The 17,640-nt window shown below is 64.5% G+C and carries 15 protein-coding genes and 1 tRNA gene; 12 read left to right on the top strand and 4 right to left on the bottom strand.

Translation table 11 applies throughout. From position 1 onward, the window contains the following. The first annotated feature begins 4 nt into the window (after nucleotides 1-4). Complete coding sequence (locus IPL75_03565; protein ID MBK9239341.1) at nucleotides 5-1,405, top strand: hypothetical protein; 1,401 nt, start codon at nucleotides 5-7, stop codon at nucleotides 1,403-1,405. 1 nt (nucleotide 1,406) lies between these two features. Beyond that, the gene (locus tag IPL75_03570) at nucleotides 1,407-2,579 is read left to right on the top strand and encodes an aminotransferase class I/II-fold pyridoxal phosphate-dependent enzyme (protein ID MBK9239342.1); all 1,173 of its coding nucleotides are present in this window, start codon (nucleotides 1,407-1,409) and stop codon (nucleotides 2,577-2,579) included. A gap of 55 nt (nucleotides 2,580-2,634) precedes the next feature. Here IPL75_03570 and IPL75_03575 read toward each other — a convergent pair whose 3' ends face one another. After that, nucleotides 2,635-4,074, bottom strand: a complete 1,440-nt coding sequence (locus tag IPL75_03575) for a DHH family phosphoesterase (GenBank protein MBK9239343.1) — start codon at nucleotides 4,072-4,074, stop codon at nucleotides 2,635-2,637. 26 nt (nucleotides 4,075-4,100) lie between these two features. On the opposite strand from IPL75_03575, the gene IPL75_03580 reads away from it, so the two are divergent. The 10 genes from IPL75_03580 to IPL75_03625 all read left to right on the top strand — a co-directional run bounded on the left by IPL75_03580 (nucleotide 4,101) and on the right by IPL75_03625 (nucleotide 13,617). After that, nucleotides 4,101-5,000 carry a VWA domain-containing protein gene (locus IPL75_03580; GenBank protein ID MBK9239344.1) on the top strand — a complete coding sequence of 300 codons (900 nt, stop codon included), beginning with the start codon at nucleotides 4,101-4,103 and terminating at the stop codon, nucleotides 4,998-5,000. A gap of 77 nt (nucleotides 5,001-5,077) precedes the next feature. After that, nucleotides 5,078-7,093 carry an excinuclease ABC subunit UvrB gene (gene uvrB, locus IPL75_03585; protein ID MBK9239345.1) on the top strand — a complete coding sequence of 672 codons (2,016 nt, stop codon included), beginning with the start codon at nucleotides 5,078-5,080 and terminating at the stop codon, nucleotides 7,091-7,093. Next, nucleotides 7,094-7,867, top strand: a complete 774-nt coding sequence (locus IPL75_03590; protein MBK9239346.1) for an ABC transporter permease — start codon at nucleotides 7,094-7,096, stop codon at nucleotides 7,865-7,867. Between the two features lie 4 nt (nucleotides 7,868-7,871). Next, entirely contained in the window at nucleotides 7,872-8,723 is an 852-nt protein-coding gene (locus IPL75_03595; protein ID MBK9239347.1) for an ATP-binding cassette domain-containing protein, read from the top strand. Nucleotides 8,724-8,741: 18 nt separating this feature from the next. Continuing rightward, entirely contained in the window at nucleotides 8,742-9,788 is a 1,047-nt protein-coding gene (locus IPL75_03600; GenBank protein ID MBK9239348.1) for an MCE family protein, read from the top strand. Between the two features lie 18 nt (nucleotides 9,789-9,806). After that, a complete protein-coding gene (locus IPL75_03605) occupies nucleotides 9,807-10,076 on the top strand; it encodes a YtxH domain-containing protein (GenBank protein MBK9239349.1) in 270 nt (89 codons plus the stop codon). Further along, nucleotides 10,073-10,483 (top strand): DUF948 domain-containing protein, encoded by a 411-nt coding sequence (locus IPL75_03610; protein ID MBK9239350.1) that lies wholly within the window; start codon nucleotides 10,073-10,075, stop codon nucleotides 10,481-10,483. The genes IPL75_03605 and IPL75_03610 overlap by 4 nt, the downstream gene beginning before the upstream one ends. 64 nt (nucleotides 10,484-10,547) lie before the next feature. Beyond that, nucleotides 10,548-10,623: transfer RNA gene (locus tag IPL75_03615), tRNA-Val, on the top strand. A gap of 119 nt (nucleotides 10,624-10,742) precedes the next feature. Further along, nucleotides 10,743-11,438, top strand: coding sequence for a hypothetical protein (locus IPL75_03620; GenBank protein ID MBK9239351.1), 696 nt, complete (start codon nucleotides 10,743-10,745; stop codon nucleotides 11,436-11,438). Between the two features lie 28 nt (nucleotides 11,439-11,466). Further along, nucleotides 11,467-13,617, top strand: coding sequence for a hypothetical protein (locus IPL75_03625; GenBank protein ID MBK9239352.1), 2,151 nt, complete (start codon nucleotides 11,467-11,469; stop codon nucleotides 13,615-13,617). 71 nt (nucleotides 13,618-13,688) lie between these two features. Here IPL75_03625 and IPL75_03630 read toward each other — a convergent pair whose 3' ends face one another. The 3 genes from IPL75_03630 to upp are packed head-to-tail and all read right to left on the bottom strand — an operon-like array spanning nucleotide 13,689 to nucleotide 17,613. Beyond that, on the bottom strand, nucleotides 13,689-16,382 hold the full coding sequence (locus IPL75_03630) for a hypothetical protein (protein ID MBK9239353.1): 2,694 nt from the start codon (nucleotides 16,380-16,382) through the stop codon (nucleotides 13,689-13,691). 3 nt (nucleotides 16,383-16,385) lie between these two features. After that, the gene (locus IPL75_03635; protein ID MBK9239354.1) at nucleotides 16,386-16,949 is read right to left on the bottom strand and encodes a peptidylprolyl isomerase; all 564 of its coding nucleotides are present in this window, start codon (nucleotides 16,947-16,949) and stop codon (nucleotides 16,386-16,388) included. Between the two features lie 22 nt (nucleotides 16,950-16,971). Further along, nucleotides 16,972-17,613 (bottom strand): uracil phosphoribosyltransferase, encoded by a 642-nt coding sequence (gene upp / locus IPL75_03640; protein ID MBK9239355.1) that lies wholly within the window; start codon nucleotides 17,611-17,613, stop codon nucleotides 16,972-16,974. Nucleotides 17,614-17,640: the final 27 nt, after the last annotated feature.

The raw sequence follows: 17,640 nt of genomic DNA on the forward strand, positions 1-17,640 counted from the left end.
CCGCGTGGCTCTGTCTTCATACGCCCCCCGCCTGCGCACTGCAGTGGTGCTGTGCGGAGCAGGCACCGCAGGGGCGTATCACGCGGGTGTTCTTCGCGCGCTTGTGGACGCGGGCGTGAAGATCGATCTCCTGGCTGCCCACGGCGCGGGAGGCATCGGCGCCGTGAGCGGCGCCGCCGACGGCGTCGCAGACCTGTCATCGCCCACCAGTCCGTGGGCCTCGGTTCGCATGAGGCGCGCGTATCGATGGCGGGCGGCCCTGCGTCTGGCTGGTTGGGGAGCGCTGGTGGCCGTGGCCCTGCTGCTCGCGCCGCTGGTCGTGATTATCCTGGCCTCAGGCGTCTATGTGGTCAGTGTGGTGGCCTCTCTCGCCAATTTTCCCTCAATCGCCGCGTCGCTGGTGGGCTGGTACCAGAGGGCATTGGGCGCGATGTTCGATCCGCCCATCCTGCCCACCGTCATGCCGCGGGCCGTCGTGGCCGCGGTGCTGGTGGTGGCGGGTGTATTTCTTGTCGCCGCCCTCCGGGCTCGCCGGGGCGAGCGCACACGCCGCCGCGCCCGGGGCGCGTTCTGGTGGCGGCTGATCGGACATCCACTTGATCCGGGTGAGCCTGAGGGTGTCGTCAAAGACGCGGTGTGGCGCATCACTCGCGGCGCCGCCGACAAATCCCGGGCCGATATGGGCCGCCGATACGTGGAGTTGTTGACCGAGAACTTCGGCCAGCCCGGCTTTCACGAAGTGATGCTCGCCGTGCACGACCTGGACGCCCGGCGTGACATCGTGGCCGCCGTACTGGCACCGCAATGGCATCAAGCGTTCGGTCAGCGTCGTGTGGGCGCGGGGCCGCGCGAAGCAGAGAGTGTGAATCTGGTTGAAGGCCGCGAACACGATAGTGGTCTTGTCGTGGACTTCGTGGTGGGTGGGCTGAGGCTGCCCGTGGCGTCAGCGCCGCACGAGGTGACGTTTCCCGACAAGGGGTATTGGCAGGGGGAAACGCACCGGTGGTGCGATCGACCCGAACTGGTGAGCCGGTTGGTTGACGAGGTCGCGCGCGTTGGCGTGGAGCAGGTGATTCTTGTCAGCCCTGCGCCGCCGGCGGCCACGCCGCATGACCTGCGCTTCAGGGCGTTGGACCTGCGCTCACGAATGGGTGAGACGCTGCGCTCGGTGGAAACCGCAGCGTTCCAGGATGCCTGGGCGTTAGCCGCCAATCGGTTCTCAGGCGTGTTTGCCATCCGTCCTGCGCACAATCCCACGGGCCCTTTTGATTTTGGCGGCGTCTACGACGAGGCCTCGGACCGCATGCGCACGCTGCCCGAACTGGTCCAACTAGGCCATGACGACGCGTATCGGCAGTTTATTGAGCCCGTGGTGGCTGCAGGCGAACGCGTCGAGGATATTTGAGATGACAAAACGGCACCCGGACACGGAACTGGTTCACGCAGGCGAGGGAGTCACGAGCACTGCGACGCCCGTCACCACTCCCATCTATTCGTCGAGCACGTTCAGGTTTACGTCGGCGGCGGAACTCGAGGCCTACCAGCAGGGACGGTCGAAGTCGTTCATCTATTCGAGATACGCAAACCCGACGGTCATGGCGGTTGAGGCCAAGCTGGCCGCCGTCGAGGGCGGCGAAGCGGCCATGGTGTTGTCGTCGGGTATGGCGGCCACCTCGACGGCGTTGTTCGGACTCCTCCGGTCGGGTGACGAGGTCATCTGCAGCGCGGCGATCTATGGCGGCACGCTGCAGGTGTTGTCGTCGTTCCTGGATCGGTTTGGTGTGCGGGCGCGTTTCGTCTCGATGGAGCAGCTGGGCTCGGTGGGATCACTCATCGGGCCAACGACGAAGGTGGTCTGGTTCGAGTCGCCGACCAATCCCACACTCCGATGCGCCGACATCGCAGCCGTGACCTCGGCTTGCCGCGCGAAAGGGGTGGTGTCCATCGTAGACAACACGTTCGCGAGTCCGGTCAATCAGCAACCGTTGGCGCTCGGAGCCGACCTCGTGATGCACTCCGCGACGAAGTATCTGAACGGCCACTCGGATGTGACGGCCGGGGCGCTCGTCGGCTCGAAGGCGCTGATCGATCGCGTGATGCCGGCGCGCAAGTTGCTGGGCGGAGTGCTGGAGCCGGCGTCGGCCTACGCGCTCGGTCGTGGCATGAAGACACTGGGCGTCCGCATCGCGCGGCACAATACCAACGCGCTGACCATCGCACGCTGGCTCGAAACGCACCCAGGTGTGTCACGCGTGTTTTATCCCGGATTGGAATCACACCCCGACCACGACATCGCACGCAGGCAGATGCGCGGATTCGGCGGGATGGTGTGTTTTGAGTGCCGCGACGGGCAGGACGGCGCCGTACGTTTCTTCGATCGCATCGCGCTGGTCCAACGTGCGGCGAGTCTCGGCGGCGTGGAAAGCCTCTGCAGCCTCCCCGTGCTCACATCGCAGTACGGCTTGTCTGACGATCAACTCGCCGAAGCCGGCGTCACACGCGGCATGGTGCGCCTCTCGGTGGGGCTCGAGGATTCGGAAGACCTCATCGGGGACCTTCGGCAGGCCTTGGGAACTTAGGAAGTTAGGAACTGAGGAACTGAGGAAGTTAGGAACTGATCAGTCCCCCAGTTCCTCACTTCACCACTTTTTCAGTGGGTTTCTTCTCCGCCGCGTGGGTGTCCGCCAGGAACTCTTCTGCGAGTTCGCCGATGCGGGCGGCGATGCCGATGCCCGACAGGTCGCCGAACTTCGCGCGAAAGCGCTCAGCCGGCACCACGGCCTTGGCGAGTGCCCGATGGCCGCCGGCTGACCCGATGTCGCCGAAGCACTCCTTCACAAACTCACCGGCGTTGCGCGAGTAGCCCAGGTTGCGCACGCTCACGATGAAATGGCCGCCGACGATGCCCGAGACGATGACCCACTTGACGCCTTCCACCTGGAGCAGGAAGTCGGCCGTGTAGGGGATGAAGTCTTCGCGTGTGGTCTCGCCCAGGAACGCCGAGAGGATCTGGTGCTTCAGGCGGCTGGTCGCAAGCGCGCGCGTGACGTGTTCCAGGCGCTCCAGCGTGATTTCAGCGCCCTCCATCTTGCGAATGAGCGCGGCGTCGGCCAGCGGAAACAGGAACGTGAACGCATCCAGGTCGGACCGGTTGGTGTGCCGCGCGAAAAACAGGGTGTCGGACTTGATCGCGTAGAGCATGGCTGTGGCCGTGCGCTCCGAGATGCTCACGTCCACCGCGCGCAGATGTTCGGTCAGGATGGTGCAGGTCGATCCGTATTCGGGACGGATGTCCTTGAACACGGCCGTGTAGCCCGCCTGCTCGGGATGATGGTCCACCACCAAATCCACGCGCGGCAGCAGGCCGTGAAAGTAATGGGGCTGCACGTCCACGGTGGCGATGCGATCGAACGACGCAAACTCGTCGGCCGTGATCGTCTCGATGTGGATGTCGAGCAGGTCCACCATCCGCAGATTTTCCGGACGCGTCACGCCCTGCATCGCGCCGATGATGGCCGTGGCACGGGTGCGCCGCAGCAGGTTGCGCAGCGCCAGGCCCGCCGCCATCGCGTCGGGATCGGGTTCGTTGTGCAGGAGGATCAACACACGGTCGGCGTCTGCGAAGTACCGCTGGTACTGTTGCACCCGCGCGCGCGTCAGGGCCCGGTCCAGTTCCGTGAGCAACGCCCCCGAGAGCAGCTCGGCCATGTCGAGATGTGTCAGCTCAGGCACCAGCGCCTTCAGCTCATCGCGATTCTTTCGAGCCGAAGGGCTCGTGCCTGCGTGCAGCACGTACAACAGGCTGCCGCCGGCATCGCGAATGGCCGTGACCACGCGCTTCAGGCTGCGTTTGCCGTTGTCTTCGACGATGACGCAGGTGGAAGGGGAGAGGTCGGCGCGCAGGTAGGAGTCCACGCGCTTGGGGTCGCCCACGCTCGCCGCGATCTGGTCATCAACGAGACGTCGGGCGAGCGGGCGGCTTTCGACCAGAAACTCGATGTCGAAGGTGCCCGACAGGACTTGATGCAGCGTCCTGATAGTTAACTCGTCCTGGCAGACGGCCAAGGCTCTCATGCAGACTCCCATTATAATGCGCCCAGATGGCTGCCCTCCGTCTCGTCATTGTGCTGGCGCTCTTCGCGGCGGCCGTGCTGGACGCCCGCCAGCAGACATTCCGCACATCTGCGGACGTGGTCGTACTCCCCGTGACCGTGGTTGGGAAGGGAAACACCCTGGTTCGCGCCCTGACCCGGGACGACTTCGAGGTCTTTGAGGACGGCAAACGCCAGGAACTGACGTTTTTCAACGAAGGCGCTGGCGGAACGGGGCTTCCGCTGCATCTCGGCCTTCTGCTTGATACCTCAAGCAGCATGGATCGCGATCTGGCGGCGGCGGTGTCGGCCGCCATCAGGTTCGTGAACGCCGTGGACGAGTCCGTGGACGTGACGTTTGTGGATTTCGCCACCGAGGTGCGGGTCTCACGGTTTTCACCGCCCAGTTACGCGCACCTGTTCGAGCGGATGCGGTCGAACAAGGCCGAAGGCGCGACGGCACTGTATGACGCGCTGGGGTTATATCTGACAGCCGCTGAACAGCAGGATGGACAGAAGGTGTTGCTGCTCTACACCGACGGTGAAGACTCCACCAGCAGCCTTGGATACGGTCGCATGATCGAAATGCTGCGCCTGAGCGACGTGATGGTGTACGCCATTGGCTATGTCGACAGCCTGCGGGGGAGTCGCGGCACCGCGCAGTTGCGGCTGAACGACCTGGCCCACCAAACCGGCGGCGAAGCGTTTTTCCCGATGGACCGCAAGCAACTGGATGAGATTTACGCGAAGATCCAGGAAGAGATCGCCTCGCGCTACTCCCTGGGCTTTATCTCCACCAACCGGGCCGCTGATGGCAAGTGGCGGAAGGTCGAGGTTCGGGTGACCGCGCCGTCCGGCAAGGGGGCCAAGGTCCGCACCCGCCCCGGCTATTTCGCGCCTGCCCGATAGGCCGCCCGGGCCTGTGCCGGATTGGACGTTCCTATTACGGCCGCGTAGTACCATGGGGAGTTTAGACCCCACCTTTTATGCCCTCCCTTGACGACCGCTTCGAACTGGAATCGGACTTCGAGCTGCGTGGCGACCAACCGGCCGCGATTACGCAGTTGGTGGATGGCCTGCAGCGCGGCGATCCGGCGCAGGTTCTGCTGGGCGTCACCGGCTCAGGCAAGACCTTCACCATGGCGCATGTGGTGGCCACCGTAAACCGGCCGACGCTGGTGATGGTGCACAACAAGACCCTGGCGGCCCAGCTGTACCAGGAGTTTCGCCGGTTCTTTCCGCGCAACGCCGTGGAGTACTTCGTCAGCTACTACGACTACTACCAGCCCGAGGCGTTCATGCCGGCCTCGGGGACGTACATCGAGAAGGAATCGATCGTCAACGAAGAGATCGATCGGCTCCGCCTTTCGGCCACCCGCTCGCTCTTCGAGCGCCGCGACGTACTCATCGTCGCCTCGGTGTCCTGCATCTATGGCCTCGGATCGCCTGAGGCGTATTACGGGCTGGTGGTCGAAGTGCGCAAGGGCGACACCCTGGGCCGCGATGCGTTCCTGAGGCAGCTGGTGGAGATTCAGTACGAACGCAACGACCACGAGTTCACCAGAGGCACGTTCCGGGTGCGCGGGGACATTGTGGAGGTCTATCCTTCGTACGAAGATATTGGCATCCGGGTGGGGTACTTCGGCGACGAAGTGGACGACCTGGTCACATTCGACCCGCTGACCGGCCGAGTGGTGCGCTCGCACGACCGCATCTCAGTGTTCCCGAAGACACACTTTGTCACGCCGCGATCAAAGACACTACAGGCGGTGGAACGCATCAAGGCGGAATTGACCGAGCGGCTGGCCGAGCTCGACGGGGCAGGCCGCGTCCTGGAATCGCAGCGCCTGCACCAGCGGACGATGTTCGACTTGGAGATGATGAAGGAAATCGGGTACTGCCACGGGATTGAGAACTACTCGCGGCACCTGTCCGGGCGCTCGGCGGGCGAACCACCGCCGACCCTGCTCGACTACCTGCCCGAAGATGCGTTGCTCATCGTGGACGAGAGCCATCAGACGGTGCCCCAGGTGCGCGGCATGTACCACGGCGATCGCGCGCGCAAGGAAGTGCTTGTGGAGTACGGATTCCGCCTGCCGTCAGCGCTCGACAACCGTCCGCTCAGCTTTGACGAGTGGGAAGAGCGTCGCCGCCAGGTGGTGTATGTGAGCGCCACGCCAGGGCCGTATGAACTCAGTCAAGCCGCCGGTGTGGTGGTGGAGCAGATCATCCGTCCGACGGGGTTGGTGGATCCCGTCATTGACGTGCGCCCGGTGGCGGGGCAGGTCGATGACCTGCTGGCCGAGATTCGAGAGGTCGCCGCTCGCGGTGAACGCACGCTGGTGACCGTGCTGACCAAACGCATGGCCGAAGACCTGACGCAGTACTACCAGGAACTGGGCGTGCGCGTGCGGTACCTGCATTCAGACATCGACACGCTGGAGCGGGTGGACATCCTGCGCAACCTCCGTATGGGCACGTTCGACGTGCTCGTGGGCATCAACCTGCTTCGTGAAGGTCTCGACCTGCCCGAGGTGTCGCTTGTGGCTGTGCTCGATGCCGACAAGGAAGGCTTCCTGCGCTCAGCCGGGGCGCTGATCCAGACGATGGGGCGGGCGGCGAGGCATGTGCGGGGGCGTGCGGTGCTGTATGCCGACCGCATGACCAATTCCATGCGCCAGGCCATCGACGAGACCGAGCGTCGGCGGCGGGTGCAGGAAGCCTACAACCTGGAGCATGGCATTACGCCCGCGTCCATCGTGAAACAGATCGATGATGTGATGTCGAGCGTCTACGAGCGCGACTATCTGACGGTGCCGCGGGTGGAAGAACCCCAACAGACGTTCCGCTCAAGGGCCGAGCTGGATCGGAAGATCGCGGACCTTGAGCGCGACATGAAGGCGGCGGCCGCAAACCTGGAGTTCGAACGCGCGGCGAGCGTGCGCGACGAACTTCGCCGGCTGCGGGATCCCGGCCGTGCCCTGGTGGGCGGGGAGAGCTGAGTGTCGTCTATTGTGGTGAACGGCATCAAGAGGGCCTTGCTCGAGGTACAGGACTACTTCAAGCTGCTCGGACAAATTGCGCGGGGACTCACGTCGCGACCGGTCTACTTTCGCGACATCGTCGAACAGTTCGAGGATATTGGGTTGGGCTCGTTGACGGTGGTGTTGCTGACCGGCACGTTCACGGGCATGGTGCTGGCGCTGCAGTCGGGCATCACGCTGGATCAGTTCGGCGCACGTTCGATGGTCGGCCGGCTCGTCAGCGCCTCAATGGTCAAGGAACTGGGGCCGGTGCTGACGGCGTTGATGGTGACCGGGCGGGTCGGGTCGGGCATCGCGGCCGAGCTCGGATCGATGATGGTGACGGATCAAATCAGCGCACTGCGCGCGCTCGGGACGGATCCCGTGCGTAAGCTGGTGGTGCCGCGCGTGCTGGCGGGCATCATCATGGTGCCGGTCCTGACCATCGTGGCCGATGCCGTCGGCATGGTCGGCGCGTGGCTGATCACGACCACCCAACTGAAGGTGGCGGGCAGCGTGTTCTGGAACTCAGTAGTGATGGGGCTCTACATCCAGGACGTCTGGATGGGCATCATCAAGCCGTTTTTCCTGGGCTTCGCGCTTGTGACCATTGCCTGCCATGTCGGACTCCGTACCAAGGGCGGCACGCAGGGTGTGGGACGGGCGACGACCAACGCCGTGGTGGGCGGATCGGTGGCCGTGCTGATTGTGGATTTTCTCGTGACGAAGTTGTTGATTTCGTTGATGTATTGACGCCATGGCACTGACTGAACGCGAACGGGCGATGCTGGAGCCGCCGACGATCACCGAGTCTGACGATCCGGTCATTGTCTTTGACGAGGTGTCTCTGGCCTTCGACGAGCAAGTCATCCTCGATCGCGTGAGTTTCCAGCTCCTGGCCGGCCGGATGAAGATCATTCTTGGCGGCAGTGGCGTGGGCAAGTCCACGGTGCTGAAGCTCATCCTGGGCCTGCTCAAGCCTGACGGCGGTCAGATTCTGGTGAATGGCCGGCGTGTTGATGACCTGGACGAGCAGGACTACATGGCCGTCCGCGACGAACTGGGCATGGTCTTTCAGGAGGGCGCGTTGTTCGACTCCCTCACGGTGAGGGAAAACGTGGGCTACAAGCTGTTCGAGGAGACGGCCATCCCGATCGATCAGGTTGACGGCCGCGTGAAAGAGGTGCTGGGTTTTGTCGGCCTTGACGAGTTCTTCCTGCGGATGCCGTCCGAACTGTCCGGCGGCCAGCGCCGGCGTGTGGCCATTGCCCGGGCATTGGCGGCACGGCCCAAGATCCTGCTCTACGACGAACCCACAACCGGTCTGGATCCCATCACCGCCGTCACCATCGATGACGAGATCATCAAGTTGCGGGACCTGGAAGAAGTCAGTGCCTTGCTGGTGACACACCAGTTGCGGGACGCGTTTTATGTGGCGTCCCACGAAGCCGTGAAGGAGGGAGACACCATCAAATTTGTCCCCGCTTCACCGAAGAAACTTGCAGAAACCACGTTCGTCATGCTGAAGGACAGCCGGGTGTTATTTGAGGGCACGCTGCCGGAGCTTCGCGCGTCGGCCGACCCGTATCTTCAGTCGTTTCTGTCGTAGAAAAGAGAGAGCACGCACATGCCACGAACACGATCGATTGCCTGGGCCCAGTTGAAGATCGGCATCATCGGCGTTGCCGCCATTGCGCTGGCAACATTGTTGATCCTTGCCGTGGGCGGCCAAGGGGGCTTCTTCTGGGAGCGGTATCCCATCAAGGCCCTGTTCAACGATGTCGTGGGCATGAAGTCCGGCGCCATCGTCCGCGTCGCCGGCAGCGACGTGGGCAAAGTCACCTCCGTCGAGTTTTCCGGCGCGCGGGTGGAGGTGGTGCTGGAAGTATCGAAGGACGTCAGGCACCTCATCACCGATCAATCGGTGGGTAGCCTTGGATCATTGAGCCTGCTCGGTGAACCCATTGTGGTCATCACCCCGGCGCCGCAGGGGCAGCCGCTGCCGGATTGGGCGTATCTGAAGACCAGCCAGTCGGCGGGAGCGGTGGCCGAGGCCGCGGCTGCGGCCACCGGTGCGCTTGCCACCACTCAGGACCTGTTGAAGGGCCTGAACGAGGGGCGCGGCACGATGGGCAAACTCATGACCGATGAGGCCCTGTACGCCGAAATGACGGCCATGGCGAAAGCCGCCAATGCCGTGACTCAGCAGATCAATTCCGGCAAGGGGACGCTGGGCGCGCTGATGAATGATCCGGCGGCGTATAACTCCATGCGCGCCTCGCTGACTGAACTTGAAGGCATGCTCGCCAAGGTGCGGCGCGGCGAAGGGTCCCTCGGCGTGTTGATGAATGACCCGGCCTTGAGCAAGTCCCTGACCGCGGCCAGCGCCAGCATGGAGGCCATCGCGGGCCGGATCAACCGCGGTGAGGGCACCGTGGGCAAGCTCTTGAATGAGGACGAGCTCTACACACGGCTGGACGCCCTCACGACCCGGCTGGACAGCCTGGTTTCGGGCCTCTCGTCGGGGCAGGGCACCGCCGGTCAGCTGCTGCAGGACAAGCGCCTTTATGACAACATGAATGCAGCAGCAACCAGCCTGAATGAGCTGATTGCGGAGATCAAGAAAGACCCGAAGAAGTACCTGACCGTGAGGGTCAGCATCTTCGGAGGCTAACCAACGAAGGAGAACAGCATGTCGAATGACAACAACTCGGCGGTTCCGGTGCTGATGGCGTTTGTGCTGGGTGCGGCGGCCGGCGCGGCGGTGGCGTTGCTGTATGCCCCGGCCACGGGCGAAGAGACACGCCGGCGTATCAAGGACAAGGCGCGCGAGGGGCGCGACAAGGCCGAGGCGGTGGCCCGCGACGGTCGTGAGTTCCTGAAACGCCAGCGCGAGAACCTTGGGGCCGCGGTGGAGCGGGGGAAAGAGGCGTTTGAACAGACCCGCAAGGAGACTCTGTGACCGAGGTCTGGCTCGGCGTCATCGCGGTCGCGGTGGCCGTGATGGCGATCCTGCAGATCGCGGTGCTTCTGCGGTTGTCGCAGGTCGCGCGCGAGGCGTCGGAGGCCACGCGCGATCTGCGGCGCGAACTGACTCCGCTCATCGCCAAGGCGCACAAGATTGCCGATGACGCCGGGCGGGTGAGCGCGTTGGCACTGACGCAGGTCGAACGGGTCGATCAGTTGTTTGAGAGCACGGCCCTGCGGATTGACGAGACGATGCAGACGGTGCAGGACACCCTGATCCGGCCGGTGCGCCAGGGCGCGGCCGTGATGGCCGGCGTCAAGGCCGCGCTGGCCGTGTTTCGCGCGCGCCAGGATCGCGGCCGATACGACCGCGACGACGACGACGCGCTGTTTATCGGATAATTTTCGCGCGGCGACTTGGCGAGCGGGCGCCTGGTGCGATACGCTTGTCGGGTTTGATTCGGTTGGGCGCTTGGCTCAGTTGGTAGAGCACCGCCTTCACACGGCGGGGGTCACTGGTTCGAGTCCAGTAGCGCCCACCAACCTTCGCTAAACGCTCGCTTCGCTCGCAGCTACGGCTGGCGGGCCAGTGAGCGGGCAGGCGACGGTTGCCCTCGGGGATCTGCAATCTGGTCACCATCGGGTAGAACGGCCGGTCATCATGATCAAGCTGCTCATCGCCGCGATCGTCACCGCCGGACTGGCCCCAGTTCGTGCGCAACAGGTCTACCTCACACCATCGGAAGTGGCCGACGCCATCAAACAAGGCCAGGCCGGTAAGTCGCTTCAAAAAAAATGCCGCGCGTCAGGCGAGAACGGTTTCGACATCATCGTGGAAGGCCCGACTGGCCGCACAATGCGCGCGGCGCGCGAAGCCAAGGCGCAGGGGCGTGTGTTTACTCCAGACGACGTCAGTCTCGCGCTGGGCGGTCCGTTCCTCACGGTGACCGCCAGGCGTGACCACACACTCACCGCAGCCAGTCTCGCCGAGCCACTGCCCGGCGCGCCGGGCATGTGGGTGTTACCGGAGTTTGCCAAGGACGAGCGCCGGTTAAACATGTTTACGCAGCGCGGTTCGTATCGCGCGGATATCGTGCTGCGGGCCCGGCCGGCGGGTTCCCGCGAGCCGGTGGTGCTCAAGCCGATGGCGCCGGCCGTCTATACCGGGACCGAAGGCACCTGGAACAGCAAGACCCGCACCCATCGTCCGCTTCCAGACACCAACATGAGCGCCACGTTCGACCTCGTGGCGTTCCGGGCGCTGCCACCATCCACCGTGGACGTGGTGGTCTTCATGTCTGATGCGGGCGAGCATCGCTGCAAGATCAGCGACAAAGACCGGCAGACCATTCGATAGCCCGGACGGGGTAGGATGGCTACCACGCATGGAGCTCCTATCGCCGAAGGTCCCGAGGCTCCGTGAGATCGCGCTGGTGGCGGCCGTGTTCACTGCTGTGACGGCGTTTGTCATGTGGCCTCTGTTCGGCGTGATGGCGGACCACTTTCCGATCGCGGCGTCCGACTCGAAGCTGAACGCGTGGGTGCTGGCCTGGGGTGCGGACCGCTTGCCGTACGGGCTGGACGGGTTCTGGACCCCGCCGATTTTTTATCCGTACCTGAACACGCTGGCCTATTCAGAGAACCTGCTCGGCGTGGCAGTGATCGTGGCGCCCGTGCAGTGGATCTTCGGCAATCCCACGCTGACATACAACATTGCGTTCCTGCTGTCGTTTGTCGTGGCGGGAACCACCGCGTATTTGCTCGCCCTCACCGTCACAGGCAGTCGAAGCGCGGCCCTCATCGCCGGATTCGGCTTCGCCTTCACGCCGTATCGCTGGGCACAACTCACGCACCTGCATGTGTTGTGGAGTGCCTGGCTGCCGCTGGTGTTATGGGCGCTGCATGGCGCGCTCCGCACGCATCGATGGTCGTTCTGGCTGGTCTGTGTCGCGGCCGTGTTGCTGCAGGTGTCCTCGAGCGGGTACTCGGCTTTTCAAGTGGCCATGGCCTGCGGCTTCGTCGGGCTGGCCGGCGCCATCCGGTACGGCGTGAGTGCGGTGGCGCTTCGACGGATGGCCCTCGCGGGCCTTGCGGCCGCCGTCCTGCTGTCTTCAACAGTCGTGGCCTATTACCACGTGTGGGTCGCGCGTGAACCCACACCAGGCGATCTCGTGGCCTACAGTGCCGACCTGGGGACGTATATGAACGTGCACCCGGCCCTGCCCGCGGCTCGGTGGTTGAGCGCAGTGGCCCAGGATGAAGGACACCTCTTTCCCGGCTTCGTCATCCTCGTCCTCGCAGCAGTCGCTCTGGTCCCGATGGGCGGGCGGAGATTGGTGACACGGTGGCGCTGGGCCTATCTCGCACTGGCGGTCGCCGCCGTGCTCGCGTCGCTTGGGCCGGAACCGCGCGCGTGGGGCCACGCGCTGCCGATTCCGAAAGTGTACGAGTGGCTCGCGGTGCATCTGCCTCTCTTTGACGCGATGCGCGTGCCGGCACGGTTCGGCGTAGTGGCCATCCTGGCGTTCACCGTGCTTGCCGCCATCGGGGCAGCGCGTGCGACCAGGGGGATAAGTCGTCGCCCGCTGGTGATCGTGACAGCCTTGGTAGGCGCCATCATCGTGTGGGAAGGGTATGGCGGCCCACTGCCGGTCATGACGAATGCCCTGGCGAGTGGCGCGGGCGACGATGCCGCGTATGAGTGGTTGATTGGGCAGCCCACCGGTCCGGTGCTCGTGCTGCCAATGGCCACCCTGGGCGGCAGGTTCACGATGCACCAGCAGTACGGAGCGCTCAAGCACCGGCATCCGGTGGTGGACGGCGTTGGCCGGGCGGATACGCCGCTTGTGCAGTGGCTGAGCGGATCCGCCTCGCCGCTGGTTGTACCCGAAGAGCTGCCTCGGGCGGTTTCGTTCCTGCGTGGCCTGGGTGTGCGTTACGTGATGATGCGCCGCCACTCGTTTCGCGATCCAGGCATCGAGGCACGCTTGTACGACGTGTTCGAAGCTGACGCCGCACTCGTCGAACGCGGCCGTTTCGAGAACGTCGTGATCTGGGAGATCGATCCCGGGCCCGTCGCGACGCCGGTCGAGCAGGTGCTGACGGGAATTCCCAGCGAGGCCATTTCGTTGTCGGCGTCCGAGAATGCCGACCGCATTCTCCTGGCGATGGATGGCAACGCCAGCTCGCGGTGGGTCAGCCGGTCTCAGGACGGATCAGAATGGGTGGCGATTGACTTCGACCGGCCCCGTAACCTCGCTCGCATTGACTTCGTCATGCACCCACGCAGCGACATTCACTATCCACGATTGCTGGAGATCGTGGCGACCGGCAGGGGAGGCGGAGGCGCCGAGACGTTGCTCTTTGCCGGGTCCCTCCTGCCGCAATTGGGGCGTGGCTGGAAAGTGTCGCCGGAGCGGCCCGTGGCCTCTCTCGACCTGCCGTCGTACGTCACCTCGCGTGTCTTGATTCGCCAACGTGGGCGAGCCAATCTCTGGTGGGCGATCGACGAGTTGCGGCTCTGGGAACGGCAGTAGACCGAAATGACCTCTGAGGTAATTACCGGTCACTGCCGACGGTAATTACCTCAGAGGTCGTTTTGATTGTCCTAGAGGCCGATACGGAAGCCGACGCGGAAGGTCAGCGGTGGCTGCACGGCGGTTGGGCGCCTGAAGTTGGGTGTCGTCAGGACGTCTTCCTCCACTTCGTTGTTGTGACGCGTGGCGTTAAAGACGTCGAGCTGCAGTGCCGAGCGGCGGCCCGCAATCGTGAATCCTTTTTCCAGTCTGATGTCGAGCGTGAGTGTGTACGTGAACCGTGTGCGGCCAATACGGTAGGCGTGGATCATCTGGGCGCCGGACGCCAGATTCTCAGCGATGACCACGCGTGAGAAGGGTTGGCCGTCCTGGTAACGTGCCGAGAATCCAACGCGAATGTCACCGGGCGCCCGGTAACTGGTTGACCACTTGGCCACATACGAGCGGTCGAAGAAGTAGCTGCCTTGCACCACGGGCCGCGCATTCGGCTGCTCGAAGACATCACCCACCACGCTCTGATCGTTTTCAAGCGGACCGAATCCGAGATGGCCCACCCAGCTGCGGGTGCGATACGCCATCACCCCGAACAAGACGCGCAGGCGGCGCGTGGAGAGCGTCCAGGTGGTCTCGATGCCTTCATACTTCGCGTTGCCCTCGGCGGGGTTGGTCAGCAGATACGCGTCTTTACCGAAACTCTCGGGGAGGCGATCAAACACGACCAGTGGTTTGTCGTCAGCCGGGCCGTCCCAGTCCTCGGCTGCGTCGGCAATGAACACGGCGCGGTAGCTGGACGCCGGCACACCGGTGTTGATCGAGCCGGGGATCGCCGACTGATTGCGCCAGATGGCGGCGGCGCGCCACACAAATACCTGTCGATGCCGCATCTCGATGCCGATCGTCCGTTCGCTCGTGCGCGACGCGCGAAGGTCCGGATCAATGGTCGCCACTGACGAACCCCAGCCGGCGCGTGACACCAACACGCCGAGTTCCCCGGTATCAAATCGACGATCGCCATCGAGGTCAAACCAGCGGTGCACGTTCGACACCGTCTCGCCGGGGTCACCGTACGCGAGCATGGAGAGGGTCAGCGGATCGGCGTAACGTCCGGCGCCGCCAAAAATGGCAAAGGCACCGCGGCTCCACTGGAACGAGACGCGCGGGGAGACGGTGCGCCAGTTGATGCCATTAGCCGCGCCCTCTGCTGAGCCACTGGCAAGATCGACGCGCACACCGGCGTCCATGGTGAAGCTCGATCCCAGGGCCATGCGGTCCGCCACATAGGCCGAGCCGTGGAGCAGGCGTCGCTTCGACGCCGACGCGGGACTCGAGGGCAGCCACACGCGGGCAGCGATCCCGCCCACTTGCTCGGCGACGATGGGCAGCGATAACACTTCGCTTGTGGCGGCGGCCCGGCGCGCGGTGATGCCGGCGCGCAGTTCATGCGCCATGTTCCGCCATGAGAGCAGTCGCGGCGCCACGTGCGCCGCCGCGTCCCACTGAGAGGAGACCATGTCCGCTGCCGGCCTGGGCACAATTCCTTCCGTCACGCGGTCCACGGTGCCGCCCTCGGGGTTTGTGACATCGGGGGTGAAGGCGCCCCGCTGAAAGGCGAGTGATACACCGGCGCGGTTGCCCGCGGAGCCCACGCGTTCCCAGGCGGCGCTCGATTGAAGAAACGTGCCGCGTTCATAGACGTTGGTGTCCCTGAACTGCCGCCTGCCGTCATACGGATAGCGCACACGTTGCGCGGCTGCCACGATACGAATCTGGTCGCCGTCGCCGCGGTTCTTGACGAGGTGACTGAACAGGGAAGCGCTGTCGGATGTCCACAAGCCCGGCCGATCGCGCTCGTGGTGCTGGGCGCGGCTGTAAGCGCCTGAGACGAGAAGGCCGGCCCGGTCGCCGACGGGACCCCCAAATTGCGCGCCGATGTCCCGCCACGAGGCCAGTCGGCCGATGGATGGCGCACCCATCAAGGGATTCAGATCCACCATTCCGGGTTCCGTGAACGACCCCTGCACGGTGCCGCTGCGTCCTGCGCCCGCGCGCCGCGGCGTGAGGCCGATGAGTACGCCTGGGCTCTCTGCCTCGATTTCGGCCAGGCCCGATGTGACTGTCACCGACTCGATGGCACTCAGGTCCAGTGCCACAGGCATCAGGCCGAACAGATTCGGAGCCAGTACGTTGACGTTGCCGAACGTCACCGCGGTCGTGGTCCACGACGCGCCCCGGCTGCCGAGCAGCGCCGAACGGCCGGTGCCCAGGCCGCCGTTGTCCATGCGGTCGGCGATCACGAATGGAACGGCCGTCTCGATCAACGACCAGACGTTGCCGCCGGCGGGGAGGTCCTGCAGCCAGCGTGGGTCGAAGTCCGCGCCTTCGCCGACGTGCTGGCGGTCCACGACCGTGAGTGTCGGGCGTGGTGACAGTGTCGCGAGCAGCGTAAGGACTTCACGCGACAGCAGCGTGACGGTCAGGGTCGATGCCGGCGCCGGTGGGCCGCTCACGGTCACGACATACGTGCCGGGCGCAAGGCCGGCAAACGATGCGAGTCGCGATCCCGGAGGGATGCTCGACGTCCGCCGCGTTGTCGGGTCGTCTTCGATTTGAATAGAGACGGCCACCGGCGCAGCACCAGTCGCCACGGCCCCCGCGACGCGCACACGGACCGTTCCTGTGTCGTCGAGTGTCAGACCACTGGCAAATGCCGGGCCGGCGAGGCCCACCCAGATGAAGCAGGCCGCAGCCGCCCGAAGGATGACCACCCGCTACCGGACCGTAACGTTCTTGATAACCTCGTTCATCTCGATCTTGTCGGCGACCTCGATGCCCTTGATGACCTTGCCCAGTACCGTGTATTTCCCTTCGAGCGCCGGGATGGGCCCCAGCAGGATGAAGAACATGCTGTCAGCCGTTTCCGGCTTCCACGTGGGCCGGTAGGCCAGCGCGACGATGCCGCGGGTGAACTTACGCTTGCTCGGCTCGAAGACGCCAATGGGTTTGTTGGATCGGTTGGGGCCGCTTCCGCCCGTGCCCCATTCCTTCTGCTTGGTGATGTCGCGCGACAACGGGTCGCCGGCCTGCACCAGTCCGGGCTGCACCCAGTGGAAGCGCTGGCCGCGGTAGAACCCGCGCTTGGCCAATTCGAGGAAGTGCGCCACCGACTTGGGCGCTTCGCCCGGATAGGTTTCTATCTCAACCACGCCCTTGGCTGTTTCGAGCACCACGACGGGGCCGGCCGGAGCAGGGGCCGGCTTGGCCTGACCCTGCATGGGTGATTGGGAGAACAGCAACGCAGCGGCAACACTCGCAGTCAGTAAAGGACGAAACATCGAGCACCTCTCGGCAGATAGTTTACGCCTGTTTGTGGACAACCCCCGTGCCGTGAAGCCGATCCCCAAAGTCTCCCAGGCCCGGTGCGATGAACTTCTGGAGATTCAGTTCCCGGTCAAGCGCCGGAGAATAGACCGCCACATCCGGGTGGGCCCGTTCCACGGCCTCCACGCCCTCGGGGGCCGCGACGATGGAGAGCAGGCGGATGGCGCGGGCGCCAGCGGCCTTGAGGATGTCGATGGCCATGATCGCCGAACCGCCGGTGGCGAGCATCGGGTCCACAAGCAAAATCAGGCTGCTGGACAGGCCCTCCGGCAGGTGCCCTGAATACTGATGGGCCTGGGCGGTGTGCTCGTCGCGCCGCAGGCCGATATGACCGACCCGTGCCTGCGGCAGGAAATTCAGCACTGGATCAACCAGGCACAATCCGGCGCGCAGGACCGCCACCACCACCACGTCACCTGCGATCGCCTGTCCGGTGGTCATTTCGAGCGGCGTCTGGACGGAGACCTCGGTGGTCGGCAGATCCTTCGTGGCTTCGGCCGCGATGATGAGACCGATGCGATGTGCCAGTTGCCGAAACTCGGCGGGCTGCGTGGTGGCGTCACGCAACGCGATCAGGGCATGCTGCGCAACGGGGTGTGCGACGAGGTGGAATGACACCGGGAAACTATACACCTGCGGTTCCGG

The organism is Acidobacteriota bacterium (genome assembly GCA_016716905.1).
In the GTDB taxonomy this organism is placed as follows: domain Bacteria; phylum Acidobacteriota; class Vicinamibacteria; order Vicinamibacterales; family SCN-69-37; genus SYFT01.

What these genes read in the sequence shown, in the direction of transcription:
- IPL75_03625 (MBK9239352.1), top strand. Translation starts at nt 11,467, where the DNA reads ATGGAGCTCCTATCGCCGAAGGTCCCGAGGCTCCGTGAGATCGCGCTG.
- IPL75_03600 (MBK9239348.1), top strand. Translation starts at nt 8,742, where the DNA reads ATGCCACGAACACGATCGATTGCCTGGGCCCAGTTGAAGATCGGCATC.
- IPL75_03575 (MBK9239343.1), bottom strand. Translation starts at nt 4,074, where the DNA reads ATGAGAGCCTTGGCCGTCTGCCAGGACGAGTTAACTATCAGGACGCTG.
- IPL75_03595 (MBK9239347.1), top strand. Translation starts at nt 7,872, where the DNA reads ATGGCACTGACTGAACGCGAACGGGCGATGCTGGAGCCGCCGACGATC.
- IPL75_03570 (MBK9239342.1), top strand. Translation starts at nt 1,407, where the DNA reads ATGACAAAACGGCACCCGGACACGGAACTGGTTCACGCAGGCGAGGGA.
- IPL75_03605 (MBK9239349.1), top strand. Translation starts at nt 9,807, where the DNA reads ATGTCGAATGACAACAACTCGGCGGTTCCGGTGCTGATGGCGTTTGTG.
- IPL75_03620 (MBK9239351.1), top strand. Translation starts at nt 10,743, where the DNA reads ATGATCAAGCTGCTCATCGCCGCGATCGTCACCGCCGGACTGGCCCCA.
- IPL75_03580 (MBK9239344.1), top strand. Translation starts at nt 4,101, where the DNA reads ATGGCTGCCCTCCGTCTCGTCATTGTGCTGGCGCTCTTCGCGGCGGCC.
- uvrB (MBK9239345.1), top strand. Translation starts at nt 5,078, where the DNA reads ATGCCCTCCCTTGACGACCGCTTCGAACTGGAATCGGACTTCGAGCTG.
- IPL75_03635 (MBK9239354.1), bottom strand. Translation starts at nt 16,949, where the DNA reads ATGTTTCGTCCTTTACTGACTGCGAGTGTTGCCGCTGCGTTGCTGTTC.